Annotated in this window: 15 protein-coding genes; 7 read left to right on the top strand and 8 right to left on the bottom strand. The window is 64.7% G+C overall.

The genetic code is table 11. From position 1 onward, the window contains the following. Window positions 1-142 precede the first annotated feature (142 nt). The 4 genes from ASG25_RS21230 (at window position 143) to ASG25_RS21245 (ending at window position 2,922) form a co-directional block, all read left to right on the top strand. The gene (locus ASG25_RS21230; protein ID WP_062479190.1) at window positions 143-415 is read left to right on the top strand and encodes a pentapeptide MXKDX repeat protein; all 273 of its coding nucleotides are present in this window, start codon (window positions 143-145) and stop codon (window positions 413-415) included. Window positions 416-550: 135 nt separating this feature from the next. Next, window positions 551-1,417, top strand: coding sequence for a cytochrome b/b6 domain-containing protein (locus ASG25_RS21235; RefSeq protein WP_062479275.1), 867 nt, complete (start codon window positions 551-553; stop codon window positions 1,415-1,417). After that, on the top strand, window positions 1,414-2,190 hold the full coding sequence (locus tag ASG25_RS21240; RefSeq protein WP_062479193.1) for a molybdopterin-binding protein: 777 nt from the start codon (window positions 1,414-1,416) through the stop codon (window positions 2,188-2,190). The genes ASG25_RS21235 and ASG25_RS21240 overlap by 4 nt, the downstream gene beginning before the upstream one ends. Before the next feature lie 114 nt (window positions 2,191-2,304). Beyond that, window positions 2,305-2,922 carry a hypothetical protein gene (locus ASG25_RS21245; protein WP_062479196.1) on the top strand — a complete coding sequence of 206 codons (618 nt, stop codon included), beginning with the start codon at window positions 2,305-2,307 and terminating at the stop codon, window positions 2,920-2,922. Between the two features lie 81 nt (window positions 2,923-3,003). On the opposite strand, the gene ASG25_RS21250 is transcribed toward ASG25_RS21245, so the two are convergent. The 4 genes from ASG25_RS21250 to ASG25_RS21265 all read right to left on the bottom strand — a co-directional run bounded on the left by ASG25_RS21250 (window position 3,004) and on the right by ASG25_RS21265 (window position 7,215). Next, window positions 3,004-3,249, bottom strand: a complete 246-nt coding sequence (locus tag ASG25_RS21250; RefSeq protein WP_062479199.1) for a DUF982 domain-containing protein — start codon at window positions 3,247-3,249, stop codon at window positions 3,004-3,006. 83 nt (window positions 3,250-3,332) lie between these two features. Continuing rightward, complete coding sequence (locus tag ASG25_RS21255; RefSeq protein ID WP_162241396.1) at window positions 3,333-3,800, bottom strand: chemotaxis protein CheW; 468 nt, start codon at window positions 3,798-3,800, stop codon at window positions 3,333-3,335. After that, window positions 3,800-5,749 carry a methyl-accepting chemotaxis protein gene (locus ASG25_RS21260; RefSeq protein WP_062479205.1) on the bottom strand — a complete coding sequence of 650 codons (1,950 nt, stop codon included), beginning with the start codon at window positions 5,747-5,749 and terminating at the stop codon, window positions 3,800-3,802. The genes ASG25_RS21255 and ASG25_RS21260 overlap by 1 nt, the downstream gene beginning before the upstream one ends. 350 nt (window positions 5,750-6,099) lie before the next feature. Then, a complete protein-coding gene (locus ASG25_RS21265; RefSeq protein ID WP_062479207.1) occupies window positions 6,100-7,215 on the bottom strand; it encodes a branched-chain amino acid ABC transporter substrate-binding protein in 1,116 nt (371 codons plus the stop codon). Between the two features lie 426 nt (window positions 7,216-7,641). Here ASG25_RS21265 and ASG25_RS21270 point away from each other — a divergent pair, with 426 nt between their 5' ends. Further along, window positions 7,642-8,469: a gamma-glutamyl-gamma-aminobutyrate hydrolase family protein gene (locus ASG25_RS21270; protein WP_062479278.1), complete on the top strand. Its 828-nt coding sequence runs from the start codon at window positions 7,642-7,644 to the stop codon at window positions 8,467-8,469. A 316-nt stretch (window positions 8,470-8,785) separates the two neighbouring features. Continuing rightward, window positions 8,786-10,738: a methyl-accepting chemotaxis protein gene (locus ASG25_RS21275; RefSeq protein WP_062479211.1), complete on the top strand. Its 1,953-nt coding sequence runs from the start codon at window positions 8,786-8,788 to the stop codon at window positions 10,736-10,738. Between the two features lie 77 nt (window positions 10,739-10,815). Here ASG25_RS21275 and ASG25_RS21280 read toward each other — a convergent pair whose 3' ends face one another. From ASG25_RS21280 to ASG25_RS21290, 3 genes are all read right to left on the bottom strand, one after another. Beyond that, window positions 10,816-11,235, bottom strand: a complete 420-nt coding sequence (locus ASG25_RS21280) for a cyclophilin-like fold protein (RefSeq protein ID WP_244479475.1) — start codon at window positions 11,233-11,235, stop codon at window positions 10,816-10,818. Window positions 11,236-11,324: 89 nt separating this feature from the next. Further along, the gene (locus ASG25_RS21285; RefSeq protein ID WP_062479214.1) at window positions 11,325-12,464 is read right to left on the bottom strand and encodes an alpha/beta hydrolase; all 1,140 of its coding nucleotides are present in this window, start codon (window positions 12,462-12,464) and stop codon (window positions 11,325-11,327) included. A gap of 30 nt (window positions 12,465-12,494) precedes the next feature. After that, complete coding sequence (locus ASG25_RS21290) at window positions 12,495-13,664, bottom strand: MFS transporter (protein ID WP_082480487.1); 1,170 nt, start codon at window positions 13,662-13,664, stop codon at window positions 12,495-12,497. Window positions 13,665-13,914: 250 nt separating this feature from the next. Between ASG25_RS21290 and ASG25_RS21295 the strand changes: the two genes are divergently transcribed. Beyond that, window positions 13,915-14,802: a LysR family transcriptional regulator gene (locus ASG25_RS21295; protein WP_062479217.1), complete on the top strand. Its 888-nt coding sequence runs from the start codon at window positions 13,915-13,917 to the stop codon at window positions 14,800-14,802. 144 nt (window positions 14,803-14,946) lie between these two features. On the opposite strand, the gene ASG25_RS21300 is transcribed toward ASG25_RS21295, so the two are convergent. Next, window positions 14,947-15,348, bottom strand: coding sequence for a DUF1236 domain-containing protein (locus ASG25_RS21300; RefSeq protein WP_062479220.1), 402 nt, complete (start codon window positions 15,346-15,348; stop codon window positions 14,947-14,949). Window positions 15,349-15,358 lie beyond the last annotated feature (10 nt).

The following is a 15,358-nucleotide window of genomic DNA, read 5'->3' on the forward strand; positions in this document are numbered from 1 at the left end:
AGCGTGTTTCGAAAAAAGCGAGCAAATTTCCCGTGCGATCACATCGGCGTGATGGGTGTAACCGGATGCAGGCCCGGTCCGAATGAGCTTTCCGTGACCATCGACGCAGCCCGCGTCCGGCACACCAGCCAGGAGAACCATCATGACCCATCGCATCATCGCCGCCACCATCCTCGGTCTCGCCCTTTCGATTGGCGCAGCGCAGGCCCAGACCAGCACGGATGCCATGAAGAAGCCGGATGCCATGCAGACGGACACGATGAAGGCCGACCCGATGAAGCCCGATGCCATGAAGCACGACGCCATGCAGCACGATGCGATGAAGGGCACCAAGGCCGACTGCACGCACAAGGCCGGCATGGAAAAGGACAGCATGAAGAAGGCCGACATGATGAAGGGCTGCGACGCGATGTAGGCTTCGCCGTCGCGGTGATCTTGGTCGTTCCCCGGCGCGTACACGCACCAGAGCCGGGGAACGACGCGTCCGCCTTCCGGCATGCGGGGCGGACCGGACAGTCTCACAGACATTGCCGACCTCGGAGGGAACGTCATGTTCGGCTCATCTTCCACGACATCCGGCCAGCAGACGCTGATCCGCCGTCACAGCCTGACCGTGCGGTTGTCGCACTGGCTGAACGTGCTGGCGATGACAGTGCTTCTCTTCAGCGGATTGCAGATCTTCAACGCACACCCCCATCTCTATTGGGGGCAGTACGGTGCCGATAACGACCCGTCGGTGCTGTCGCTCGACGCCGTCGACAGCGATGGCGTTCTCAAGGGCGTCACGCGCATCGGCGGTTTCTCGCTCAACACCACCGGCGTGCTCGGCGTGTCCAGCGTGGACGGCGAACCCACCGTGCGCGGCTTCCCTGCCTGGATCACGCTGCCCAGCTACCAGGATCTCGCCACCGGCCGTCGCTGGCATTTCTTCTTTGCCTGGGCCTTCGTGCTCAACGGCCTCGTCTATCTCGCCTATGGCATCTTGTCGCGGCATTTCCGGCGCGACCTTGTGCCGACCAGATCCGAGCTGACGCCGGCCCATCTCGGCCACGAGATTGCCGATCATGCGCGGCTGCGGTTTCCCAAAGGCGAAAAGGCAAGACATTACAACGCCCTGCAGAAGATCACCTATCTCTTGGTCATTTTTCTCATGCTTCCGGGCATGATCCTGACGGGGCTGACCATGTCGCCCGGCTTCAATGCAGTCGCCCCCTGGCTCCTCGATCTCTTCGGCGGCCGGCAGTCCGCCCGTACGCTGCACTTCGTCTTCGCCACGTCGCTCGTCGCCTTCGTCGTGGTGCACGTGGCGATGGTGCTTGCCTCCGGCCTCTTCAACAACATGCGCTCCATGATCACGGGCCGCTATGCGATCCGCACGGAAGCACCGCTTGCCAGCCCATCGGAGATCGCGCCATGACAAGCCTCCTGACCCGCCGCAACTTTCTCATCGGCTCGACGCTGACCGCGTCGGCACTCGGCCTCACCGGCTGCGACGCGCTTGCAGAGAACGGCAATGTCCAGTCCGTCATCCGGATGGCCGAGCGCCTGACCATGGGGACGCAGCGTTTCCTGATCGGCGACACCGCGCTTGCCCGGGAGTTCGGCGCCGGCGATCTCTCGCCGACCTTCCGCGCCAATGGCACCACCATGCCGGACGGGGCCGAGTACCAGGACCTGCTTGCCGGCCGCTTCGCCCGGTGGCAGCTGCAGATCGGCGGCCTGGTCGAGCGCCCGACCAGCCTGTCGCTGGCCGCCCTGAAGGCGATGCCGTCGCGCACGCAGATCACGCGTCACGATTGCGTGGAAGGCTGGAGCGCCATCGGCCAGTGGACCGGGGTGCCGCTCGGCAGCCTGCTGAAGACGGCCGGCTTGAAGAAGGAGGCGCGCTACATCGTCTTTCACTGCGCCGACGAGTACGAAAAGACGCTCGACGGCAGCGGCTGGTACTATGAGAGCATCGACCTCGTCGACGCCTTCCACCCACAGACCATCCTCGCCTACGCCATGAACGGCCGCGACCTCGAAGTGCCGCACGGCGCGCCGCTGCGGCTCAGGGTCGAGCGGCAGCTCGGCTACAAGCAGGCGAAATATCTCATGCGGATCGAGGCCGTCGCCGACCTCGCCACGTTCTATGGCGGGAATGGCGGCTTCTGGGAGGATCGCGGCTACGAGTGGTACGCCGGGATCTGACGATTTGCAGGCGGTCTTCGGGCCTTTGAGCGTTGAAGACCGACCTTGCGAAACCGGCGGATACCACCCCGCATCCGCCGGACATGACGACAGGGGATGAACAAGGAATGACACATGTCCTATCTCTCGAAAACCGGCGTCGCGGCCCTGACCGGCGCCCTCATGTCGGCCATGATCGGCACGGCGGTCCAGGCGGCCGATGCCATGCGTGTACGCGGCACCGTCGAAAGCCTTGAGGGCAACACGTTGTCCGTGAAGACGCGGGAAGGCGCCGAGGCGAAGATCCTGCTGAAGGACGGCTGGGCGGTTTCAAGCGTCGCCAAGGCTTCGATCGACGACATCAAGACCGGCGATTTCGTCGGTATCGCATCGTTGCCGACGGCCGAGGGCGGCGACGGCGCGCTCGAGGTGCTGATCTTCCCGGCGGCGATGAAGGGCACCGGCGAGGGCAGCTATGCCTGGGATCTGAAGCCCAACAGCTCCATGACCAATGCCACCGTCGCCAATGCCGTGAAATCGGTCGACGGCCAGACGGTGACGGTGACCTACAAGGGTAAGGAAAAGAAGATCGCCATTCCCGCAGGCACGCCGGTCGTGACCTTCGCGCCGGCCGTGAAGGCGGACCTGAAGGCCGGCGCAACTGTGTTCGTGCCGTCCGAAAAGGCGGCCGACGGCACCATCTCCAGCAGCCGCGTCGTCGTCGGCACCAATGGCGTCCAGCCGCCGATGTAAGACGGCGAACCGTCCGCCGCGGGCTTCTCTCGCGGTGGACGTCGCCGACTTTCTGTGCCGGATGCGGGCCCCTGTCCGCGACTAGTCCCTGATCTCGAGCCCCGCCTCGTGTGCCGCCGCGATGAAGGACAGCCGGGCGGCTTCCGCCGACGTCTTGCCCTTCATGGCCGCTTCGAGCGCCAGGAGCGCGGCGTCGAGCGCCGGGCCGTCTTCCAACGGCCAGTCTTCGATCAGGGCCCAGGAGGCTTCCTGGTTGTTGCGGATGGTGGTGAACGCGCCGGGTCCTTCCAGCGCTAGCGACACAGCCTTGTTCCAGTCTTTGCTCAAGCGAATGCCTCCATGCCGATGATGCCGTCTTCTACAGCGGCGGCCTCCGGATGCAAAGATCGCTTCGACGCAGACGGCCGGCTCTAGGCCGCCGCCATCATCTCGGTCTCGCTCCTGTTGAACATGCGTTCGAGGTTCAGGAAGCAGATCATGCCCGTGGGCTGCACGATGATGCCGTCGGAATAGGCCGTCGCTGCCGAGGTGGTGACGTCGGGAACCGGCTGGAGAAGATCGGCCGGAACCATGAGGATATCGGAGACCCGGTCGACGAGCAGCCCCATGGCCATGCCGTGCACCTCGGTGACGACGATGGCGCTGCGCTCGGTGGGCTCGGCACCCCGCATGCCCAGCTTGAGGGCGAGGTTGATGACCGGAATGACCGTGCCGCGCAGGTTCATGACACCGAGAACCTCGGGTGGCGCCTGGGGAATAGGCGTTGCCGGTGCCCAGCCGCGGATTTCGCGGATGGTCACCGTGCGGACGCAGAATTCCTGCTCGTGGAGCCGGAACGCAATGATTTCGAGCATGCCGTTGGTTGTCGTGTCACGCATCAGAATTCCTTCCATCCATCGTTTGTGGCGGCCTTGCCGGCCGATGCCCCTGCGGCTCTCCGCGGGCGGGACTGCGTTGGCGCAGGCGCGCGCTGCGGCGCGCTTGCGGCTCTCATGCTGGCGGCCGTCTGGCGCAGGGCCTGGGCCGGCGATCCGGCGGCGCCGAGGGCGAACTGGCCGATGAGGTGGCGAAGCGTGCTGCTCTCGCTGGCGAGCGTCATGCCGGCCGCACTCGTTTCCTCCACCATGGCGGCGTTCTGCTGGGTCACCTGGTCCATCTGGTTGACGGCGATGTTGACCTCGCTGAGGCCGATCGACTGCTCGCGCGCAGAGGTGGCGATCGAGTCCATGTGGGCGTTGATGGTGACGATGTAGCCCTCGATCGTCTGCAGAGCCTTGCCGGTCTCGCTGACGAGCTGCACGCCGTTCTGAACCTCGACGGAGGAGTTCCGGATGAGTTCCTTGATCTCCTTGGCAGCCTTTGCCGAGCGTTGTGCCAGTTCCCGGACCTCCTGCGCCACGACGGCAAAGCCCTTGCCGGCATCCCCGGCGCGCGCCGCCTCGACGCCGGCGTTCAGCGCCAGCAGGTTGGTCTGGAACGCAATCTCGTCGATGACGCCGATGATGTTGGACACCTCGTTCGAGGAGGCCTCGATCTTGCCCATCGCCTCGACGGCCTGGGCGACCACCTGGCCGGACTGGCTGGCGCTGGCATTGGCCTGTACGGCGACCGCGCGGGCTTCATCGGCGCGCTTGGAGGAATTCGAGACATTGGCCGTGATCTGGTCGAGCGCTGCAGCCGTTTCCTCGAGGGACGCCGCCTGCTGTTCGGTCCGCTTGGACAGATCGTCGGCGCCGCGGCTGATCTCCTGCGATCCGCCGTCGATGGAGCCGGCCGCCTGCGCCACGGAGCGGAGGGTCTCGCCGAGCTGGCGGACGGCATTGTTCAGATCGTGGCGCAGGGCCTCGAAGTCCGGCGAAAAGGGTTCGTCCAGCTGGAAGGTGAGATCGCCGGCGGCCAGGCGCTTCAGGCCGCTCGCAAGGCCCGACGTCGCTTCGTTCAGCCGCTGCTGGGCCGCGGCCTCCGCTTCCGCCGTCAGACGGATCCGGTCGGCTTCGGCCTGCCGGCGAGCGGCTTCCGCCTCGTTCTCCAGCTTCCTGTTGACGATGGCGGCCTGACGGAAGACCTCGACGGCGCCGGCCATCTCGCCGACTTCATCGGCACGGCCAGAGCCGGGAATCGTCAGATCGATGCGCCCTGCAGCCAGGTCGCGCATGGCATCGTTGATGCCCCGCACGGGGCGGACGAGACCGAGATTGAGGACAATCAGCGCGAGCAGGGAAACGGCGAACATGCCGATGCCGCCCGCGATGTTGTTGAAGCGACCGGACGCGGCGGCAGCAGCGGCAGCCTCGGCGCGCGTGCCGAGCAGCCCGGCCTCGACGCCGATCATCTCCGCGATGGTCGCGCGGATGCCGTCCATGGACGCCTTTCCGGCACCGCTGGTTTCGATCGCCCGCGCCTGATCCCGGGTTGCCGCGTTCGCCATCAAGGCAATCTCGGGCGTGGCCACCTTTGCGTGCCACTCCGCGACGAAGCGCTCGAGCGTATCGAGGCGCTTCTGCTGCGCCGGATTGTCCGAGGTCAGCGTACGAACGTTCTTCAGATCGGACGCATAGGCCTCCAGACCGGCCTTCTGGGGCGCCAGAAAGGCGTCGTTCGTGGAAACGAGGTAGCCGCGAATGCCGGTCTCCTGATCGACCATGCTGGCGGCGATACCGTTGAGGGCGTTGATGACCTTGTAGGTGTGGTCCGTCATCGCGGCCGTCTGCTCGAGCTTGGAGAGGGATCCGTAGCTGGAATAGCTGACGCCCATGGCAATCAGGATCAGCATGAAGAGGGTCGCGGCGATCTTGGTGAGAATACGCAGATTGTTGAAGGAAGACATCACGGCTCTCGATGTGTGGCCTGCCGCGGGGGGAGGGCTGCGGGCAGGCAATGGGCATTGTCGGATGGGCAGCTTCAGATGTGCGATCGGACGTCGGACGGGAGGAACGAGCAGACCGACCGTACCCAACCTGTGTATTAGAAAAACCGGAAAGAAAGAATGAACAACGCGGGAAGAAGTGAACCTAATCGCGGGTTTAATGATCGCGCCTGTCCTGCTTCCCCGTTCTCTCGCGCGTCCTCGCGCAAGCCGGCCCTCTCCTCCGGCCGCTTCACGGACCATGTGCACCAACGCAAACGGGCGCCCGCAGGCGCCCGTCTCCTTCGTATCCGGCTTTGAGAGGCCGATGTTTACTCGACCGCGACGGTCTTTCCGGCTTCCCACTTGTAGACCGAGAAGCTCTGCGACGTCAGGTCGCCGGTTTCGCCATAGGTCAGTGCGCCGATCGCGGTCTTGATGGGGGTGCCGTCCTTCAGCGCTTGCGCCACGGCTTCGGCATCATCCGTGCTGCCGGCCTTGGCGATGCCGGCGGCGATGACTTCGACCGCGGCATAGGCGTTCAGGGTAAAGGCTTCGACCGGGATCTTCTTGGCCGTCAGGGCGTCGGCAGCAGCCTTGCTGTCGGCACTCTTCAGGGCGTCGGCGGCATTGGTGTAGATCGTGCCGTTCGCATCGTCGCCACCGGTGGCGATGAACTCGCTGTTCGACAGGCCGTCGCCGGCAATCAGCTGTACGGACAGGCCGGCATCCTTCATCTGGCGCACCAGAAGCCCGGCCTCCGGGTGATAGCCGCCGAAATACAGGACCTCGACGCCTTCGGATTTCATGCGGGTGACGAGGGCGCTGAAATCCTTGTCGCCGGCGGTCAGCGCGTCGTTGAAGATTTCGGTGACGCCGGCGGCGTTCAACGAGGTTTTGAAGGCGTCGGCGAGACCCTTTCCGTACTGGCCCTTGTCGTTGAGGATCGCGATCTTCTTGTCCTTGAAGTTTGCGACGACGTATTTGGCCGCCACGTCGGCCTGCTGGTCGTCCCGGCCGCAGGTGCGGAAGACGGTCGTCAGGCCGCGCGCGGTCAGCTCCGGCGACGTCGCCGTCGGCGTGACCATCAGCGTGCCATTTTCCGCAAAAGCCACGGATGCGGGGATCGATACGCCGGAGGTGACCGGGCCGACGACGAAGCGGATGTTGTCGGCGATCAGCTGGTTGGCGGCGGAGACGCCCTGTTTCGGCTCGCCGGCGTCATCGGCGATCTTGAGGACGATCTTCTCCCCGTTGACGCCGCCCTTCTTGTTGATCTCCTCGACGGCGGTCTCCGCGCCGTTCTTGATCTGGGCGCCGATCGCGGCGACCGGACCGGTGAGGGGGGCGACGAGGCCGACGGTGATATCGGCAAAAGCGGCGGTTGCAGCAAGCGGCGAAAAGGCCAGCGTGGCGGCAAGCGCCGCGGTGATTGTCTTCAATGTCATATCCGTCTCCTTGGAGCGCGGCCTCCCGGTCCGCGCGTGATGATCTCTCGGGCTTTCCCATCGAACGGGTGCGTTCGACATGCGGGAACGAAGGGCTCAGCCCTTCGCCCGGGACGCGGCCATGTTTGGCTCGCATCGTAAGCGACAGATTTCTAAGAATTTTCGGGCTTTCGCGCAAGAACATTACCGAAAACAGCCGCCATTTGGCGCAGAAATTCCCCACACGTTTCTGCAGACGCACAGGCCCGCGACCCGCGTCAAGGCCCCTTCCGCGATGCCGCCCCAAACCTCGACGGATCCGTCCCGGTTCGCCCGGGCGCTTGACGCAAACGTGACCGACGGACGGAGGGTCCCTGCCGATCAGGGCGAACCATGAAGGCCGCACTGCGTTACCGAGTGCATCTTCTTCACCGGATCGGAAATTCCTTGCCTCTTCGTCTTCTTGTGGTCGACAGCGAAACCGCCGACCAGAAAAACGAGCGCCGCAATGCCAGTGGCGCCGCCTCCTATGAAACCTATGCCGAGACGCTTCGAACCATCGATCCGGACGCCGTGATTGAAACGGTCTGCTGCATCGAGGGCGCCGATATCTCGGGCGCGCTCACCCGTTTCCAGGGCGTTCTCTTTGCCGGGTCTCCCATCCAGATGCACAAGCAGACGGACGAGACGCGCGCCGCCGCCAATTTCATGACGCGGGTGTTTTCCGCTGGCGTTCCTGCCTTCGGTTCCTGCGCCGGGCTTCAGATTGCCGCCGTCGCCGCGGGCGGGGTTTGCAAGCCGCGCGATGCGGGCATGCAGGTCGGCTTCGCCCGCGATATCGTTCCGACGGAGGACGGAAGACGCCATCCTCTGCTCCAGGACCGGCCGCAGGTCTGGACGGCCCCGGCCATGCATTCGAGCGTGGTCGATCGCCTTCCGCCGGGCGCGATCCGCCTCGCGCAATCCAAGGCGACACCGACGGAAGCCGCCGAGATCCGCTTCGGCAACGGCGTCTTCTGGGGCGTCCAGTACCATCCGGAGCTCGACCTTTCCGAGATCGCCCAATCCATCCGCCGCCAGTCCGAGGATGTGCTCGAACAGGGGCTTGCCGAAAGCGTGGCGGCCGTCGAGGCCTATGCCGAGACACTGGAGACGCTCAATGCGGACCCGGGCCGACACGACCTTGCGTGGCAGATCGGCGTGGACGAGGAGGTTACCCTGGCCTCTCGCCGGCAGGTGGAACTGGTCAATTTCCTGCGGTTTGTGCGCGCATAGAGGTCGTTGCGAGGATCCGGCATCCCAACCGGGGGTCGTGCAATCGGAGCAGCAAGAGATCGTTAATTATCCGTTATCAGCGCGAAGGCAGAGCTAGCGATGGACGCTCCGGCTGGTTGGTAAGTGATTTACGACATCGTTAAGACATCACTTTTAAGGTTAAAACACGAGCAATGGCGAAATGATCCGCCTTTTGCGTGTGTCGCGATGAGCAGTTCGGTCGATGACAACCGAATAGCGCGACAGGGGTCGCCTCGGTAAATGATTTGCTTGTGGTCAGCCTCGATCGGATATCCGGCTTCTGGGGGACACAGACGTGAAACACATCTCTATTATCGGCAAGTTTCTGATGATCATGGCCGGGTTCGGTCTGTTCACGCTGGGAACCACGCTTTACTCGGGTTGGCAGACATCGGCCATCGATAGCGGCTATTCGGCGCTTCTGGCGAAGGAGGCGACAGCCTCTCTCTATCTCGCACGCGCCAACCGCAGTCTGCAGGCAATGCGCTCTTCGATCGGCGACCTGCAGATGTCGCGCACGCCGGAGAGCAACGACGCCGCATCGAAGGAAATGGAAGCCAACAAGGCAAGTTTCGTCAAGTTCATCGACAAGGCTGCCACTGCCTTTCCGGAGCGTCCAGAGATCGCGACCTTGAAGGTCGACGGCCTTACGATCATTGACAAGACATGCGCTGCATCGATCGACGCCGCCCGCCTTTCAACGACCGAGGCCGCCATCAGCGCGTCGCAGGCCAAATACCTGACCGAATGCCAGCCGGCCTTCGTCGCGATCTCCCCGCGCTTCATCGCTCTCACGAGCGCGTTCGTGGACAGCGCCGACGCTGCCAGCGACAGTCTCTCGGCGCAGGCCAACACGACCATCCTGACGACGGGCGGTCTGGTTCTCGGCGGTCTTGTGCTCGTCCTGCTGGCCGGCTTCCTGGCAATCCGTGCTTGGCTCGTCCGTCCGATCAGGGATCTCTCGCAGACGATGGACGTTCTCGCCAATGGCGATCTGAACACGGAGGTCAGCGGCACCGATCGCCGGGACGAGATCGGCGGCATGGCCAAGGCGGTTCAGGTGTTCAAGGACAATGGTCTGCGGTCCCGCCAACTGGAGCAGGAAGCCGTTGCATCCCGCACCGCAAATGAGGCGGACGCCGCCCGCGTCGCCGAAAGTGACCGCCAGCGCGCCCAGGCGATGGCGCAGGCCACATCCGGCCTTGCCGAAGGTCTCAAGAGCCTTTCGGGCGGCGACCTGACCTTCCGCCTAACGCAGCCCTTCGCAGCCGATTTCGAAGCCTTGCGCTCCGACTTCAACGCGGCGGTCTCGCAACTGTCGGACAGCCTGCGTTCGGTTGCCGATGCGACCGGCTCGATCGACAGCGGCGCCCGCGAGATCAGCCAGAGCGCCGACGATCTTTCCAAGCGCACGGAGCAACAGGCCGCCTCTCTCGAGGAGACGGCGGCCGCCCTCGACCAGATCACGGTCAACGTCTCGCATTCCTCCAAGCGCACCGAAGAGGCCCGCAACGTCGCCATCGAGGCCAACCGCTCGGCGCGCCATTCCGGCGAGGTCGTCGCCAGCGCTGTAACGGCGATGCAGCGCATCGAGGAATCGTCGAGCCAGATCTCCTCCATCATCGGCGTGATCGACGAGATCGCCTTCCAGACCAACCTCCTGGCACTGAACGCCGGCGTCGAAGCCGCCCGCGCCGGGGAAGCCGGCAAGGGGTTTGCCGTGGTCGCCCAGGAGGTTCGCGAGCTTGCTCAGCGCTCCGCCCAGGCTGCTAAGGAAATCAAGGACCTGATCCGCAATTCATCGGCCGAGGTCAGCACGGGCGTCAAGCTGGTGCAGGAAACCGGCGAGGCCCTGAAGGTCATCGAGGCCCAGGTGGTGACGATCAACACCCAGCTGGACGCCATCGCCACCTCCGCGCGGGAACAGTCCGTTGGTCTTGCCGAAGTCAATACGGCGGTCAACCAGATGGATCAGGTCACTCAGCAGAATGCGGCGATGGTGGAAGAGTCGACCGCGGCAAGCGCGACGCTCGCCGGCGAGGTCAACCGCCTGCGCGAGATCATTGCCGACTTCCGCCTGGGAAGCGCGGGTTCCGGCCCGGCGGCAGCGGCGCCCGTGCACAAGCCGCAGCTGGCAAAGGCCGAGCACAGGCCGATCGCCTCGCCCGCGCGCCGGATGATGGCGAAGGTAGCCGGTGCCGTGGGCCTTGGCGGCGGCGCTGCAGCCGAAACCTGGGAAGACTTCTAGGCCCGGCACTTCGGCAGATCGGACGACAGCGAGAGAGGGCGGCCAGAAGCCGCCCTCGTCTGCGTCATGGCCCCGGCCTATCGCGCCGCGTCTACCGTCACCCGGACCTTGCCCGGGCGGTCGAAGATCGAGACGTCGCCGGTGACCTGCCCCAGAACGACGATGCCCGGAGGCGGAACCTTGCCGTTGCGATAGTAGATGACAAAATCACTTGTGCTCCACAGGCCGAGCATGCCGACGGAAAAGGCGCGCTGGCGCGGAGCCTCGGGCAGGGCGGTCGGCAGATCGCCAGTCTTTTCCTGGCGCAGATGATCGTCCATCTCGATCGTCACCGGCAACATCGCGACGAGCGCGCGGGCGGCGGCATTGTCGGCAAGCTCGGCGGTCACGTCGCCCCAGTCGGACGACAGGCGGATCTGATCTCGCGCCATGGCGGACCCTCCCATGAAAAGCGTCAGAAGAAGTGCGGCAGATGTCGATCCGGCAATCCATGCCATGTTTCGTCTTCCCATTGGTTGTCGGCCAGTCCGGGAAGCGGGCAGGGCCCGGCGGCGCCGGACCGCCGCCTGGCTCTTTGCCTGTCCGATCAGGCCAGATGCTGGTCGAAGAAGCCCTTCAGCTTGTCAAACGGGATGAGATCCACGCGGTCGTAGAGATCGACATGGCCGGCCCCCTTGACGCAGACGAGTTCCTTCGGCTCCGACGCCCTGTTGTACGCGTTCTGGCTGAACTCCTTCGAATGCGCCTTGTCGCCCGAGATGAACAGCATCGGCCGCGGCGAGATCGTCTCGATGTCGTTAAACGGGTAGAAATTCATGAACTTGACGCTGCTGCTGAGGCTCGGCTTCGTCGTGCTGGCCCTGTCGACACCGACCGGTGTGAATTCGCCGCGGGGCGTGCGGTAGAAATCGTAGAACTCCCGCTGGATCGGATCGGTCTCGGCCGTCAGTTCCAGCGTCGTGCCGCCGATATACTGGGGATCGGCTCCGTCCGCCTCTGCCCAGCGTTGTTCGGCCGCCGTGGCGATGAAGGTCTTGCGCTGTTCGACCGTCTGAGACCTGTTCAGGGCATCCCGGAAGGCGGCTCCCATGTCGTACATGCTGACGGTTGCGACCGCCTTGATGCGCGGATCGATCTTGGCGGCGCTGATGACGAAGCTGCCGCTGCCACAGACCCCGATCGCGCCGATATTGCCGCGATCGACGAAGGCGTGCGTGCCGAGAAAATCGACCCCGGCGCTGAAGGCTTCCGCATAGGCTTCCGGCGAAACGAGGTTGCGGGGCTGCCCCTCGCTCTCGCCCCAGAAGGGCAGGTCGAGCGACAAGGCGACGAAGCCCTGCTCGGCCATCTTGGTGGCATAGAGATTGGCGCTCTGTTCCTTGACCGCACCCATGGGGTGGCCGACGACGATCGCCGGGTGCTTGACGCCCCTGTCCATGTCGTTGGGCACGAACAAGTTGCCGGCGACCATCGTCTGGTACTGGGTCTTGAACGTCACCTTCTGAAGGGTCACCCGATCGCTGCTGTAGAAGTTGGAAGCACCGTTGGACATGTCCTGAGCCTTTGCGGTCATGGGGTCGAAAAGAGAGACCGTACCGAGGGCGGCGATGCCGGCACCCGTGATCTTGAGGAGGTTGCGGCGGTCGATGCCGGATGCCTGGGCCTGAGCTTGTGCCTGGGCCTCAGCCTGAGCTTGGGCGTCATTGAAGGGGATGTCGTTCGTCATGTTTGGGGTCCTTAGACGAGAGGGAAGAAATCAGCCGTTCTGGCAACGTCCGGCCGCTGCGGCGAGAAGGGAGGAGGCGGCCAGAAGGGCGGCGGCAAACAGGAAGGTCGCCCACCAGCCCAGGGCGTCAAACAGCAGGCCGCCGGCGGACGCACCGAGCGTGATGGCAAGCTGGATCGTCGCCACCTGCAATCCGCCGCCGGCTTCGGCGTCCTCGGGCATGGTGCGGCTCAGCCAGGTGCCCCAACCGACGGGTGCGGCGGTGCCGAACAGGCCCCAGCCGACAAGGAGGGTCGCTGTCGCGGCAACGGAGGATCCGAACGCGACGAGCGCCACCGCAATGGCGGCCATGACCAGCGGGATCGCGATCAGCACGGAAAACAGGCGTGTGTGCAGGAGGGTGCTGACGAGGTAGGTGCCTGCTACGCCGGCAAGGCCCATCCCGAGGAGGAGCAGCGAGAGAATGGGGATCGATACCGCAGTCACCGTCTCCAGAAAGGGGCGGAGATAGGTAAAGAGCGCGAACTGGCCCATGAACAGGAACAGGATCGACGCCATGCCGAGCGCGACCGGCCTCCGAAGAAGAAGCCGGAACACGTTGGACGACGTCTTGGGGCTGCTGGATGTTCCTTTGGCGGACGCGGCGGGACCCGACGTCGTCTCGATGCCCCGAGGTGGCAGCGACGGCATTTTCAGCCACTGCCAGACCAGCGCCACGATCGCCAGCGGCACCACCGCGAAGAAGGCGCCGCGCCACCCGACATAGCTTTCGAGCAGGCTGCCGAGAGGCGCCGAGACCGTCGCGGCAATGGCGTTCCCGGCGTTCAGAATGGCCAGCCCCCGCGGCAGGCCGTCCTCGGGCACGAGGCGCATGACGATCGCCGTCGACATCGACCAGAAGCCGCCGATCGCGATGCCGAGAAGCGCACGCCCGATCATGAGGACAAGATAGTTGGGTGAAAACGTCACGATCATCCCGGAGATCACCAGCATCAGCGAGAAGGCGGCGAGCACCAGCCGCCGGTCCAGCCTGCGGGTGAGGCCGGCCACGAACAGGCTCGTCAGCACCGCGAACAGCCCGGAGATGGAGATCGCCTGACCTGCCCGCCCTTCCGTCACGCCAAGCGCGGTCGCGATGGGAGAGAGAAGGCTGACCGGCAGGAATTCGGATGCGATGAGCACGGCCACGCAGAGGGCCATGGAAATCACGGCGCTCCAGGCCGGTGTGGACACGGTCGTGCCGGCGGCCGTCGCGGTTTCCGAGCGGTCGCCCGGCGTGACGTCGGGAAGGCCGGCGTCGTGCGGTGCGCGTGCGTCTGTGCGGGCTTGCTGTGTCATGCGGCCAAGGTAAGGCGAATGCAGTCCGGGAACTAGCCGTTGCAATTCGCATGGACTTATCGATGATGGACATCAATCGGCGAGCGGACCGGCGAAACGGATACGGGCAACCATGAAGCGCGAAGATCTGAACGACATGCTCTGGTTTCTCGCCGTCGCGGAGGAGCGCAGCTTTACCAAGGCGGCGGCGAAGCTCGGCACGTCGCAATCGACCATCAGCCATACGATCAAGAAGCTGGAAGCGCGGATGGGCCTGCGCCTTCTGACGCGGACGACGCGCAGCGTCGTTCCGACCGAGGCGGGCGAGCGCCTGATCCGTTCGCTGGCGCCGCGCATCGAGGAGCTCGAGACCGAGATCGACCAGCTGATGGAGATCCGCGACAAGCCGGTGGGCTCAGTGCGGATCACGCTGTCGGATTATGCCCAGGAAAGCATCGTCTGGCCCAAGCTTCGCCCGCTTCTGCACCGGTACCCTGACATCAAGGTCGAGCTGAACAGCGACAACGGATTTCGCAACATCGTCGAGGAGAAGTTCGATGCCGGTGTCCGGCTCGGCGAAAGCGTCGACAAGGACATGATCGCGGTTCGCATCGGCCCGGATTGGCGGCTGGTCGCCGTCGCATCCCCGGACTATCTGGCGACGCGAGAGACGCCGCGAACGCCGCAAGAGCTGGTCGGCCATATCTGCATCAACCATCGTCAGGCGCGAGCCGGCGGTCTCTATGCATGGGAATTCGAGAAGGACGGGCGGGAGGTTCGGGTGCGTGTCGACGGACAGCTGACGTTCAGCACCTCCTACGCCATGATCGATGCGGCGGTTGCGGGCTACGGCATCGCCTATGTTCCGGAAAGTCTCGTCACCGCGGATATCGCCGCCGGTCGCCTTATCCAGCTCCTCGACGACTGGTGCCCTCTGTTCCCCGGCTACTATCTCTACTATCCGAGCCGCCGACAGAACTCGCCGGCCTTCCGCATCGTGGTCGATGCCCTGAAGGCCTGACCAGCATCGCCAAGTGACCAGCAACGCCAAGTGATCGGCATCGCCAAGTGATCGGCAAGCCGCACATATTCAGATGCTCCCGGCGAAAAACGAAAAAAGGGACCTCTCTTGCGAGAGGCCCCTTCTGAATTGGTCATTACAGACTTACTGAACGATCTGGACGACCTGTCCGGTCTGCGGGTCGACGATCAGGCGCTGCTGGTCGACGATGGCGTAGGAATAGGACGGATCTTCGGGAATCGGGGTGAGAACGACCGTCTGCGGCACGCGCTTGCCCACGACGATCGGCTCATCGACGACGACGCGCTGCGTCGGCATGGGCTGCTCGCGGACATAGGTGACGACGCGTGCCGGCGGCGGATCGATCGCCGTTCCGGCAATCGCGCCGACGGCGCCACCCACGACGGCGCCGACCGGGCCGCCGACGACGGCACCCGTTGCCGCACCGCCGGCAAGGCCGGTCACGGTGCCGTTACCATCGGCATAGGCAGCCGTGCCGAAGCCCAGCGACATCACGGCGAAAGGAATAAGAAGAGCGGTTTTCATGGTTCTGGTC

Source organism: Rhizobium sp. Leaf384, from assembly GCF_001424065.1.
Taxonomy (GTDB): domain Bacteria; phylum Pseudomonadota; class Alphaproteobacteria; order Rhizobiales; family Rhizobiaceae; genus Ferranicluibacter.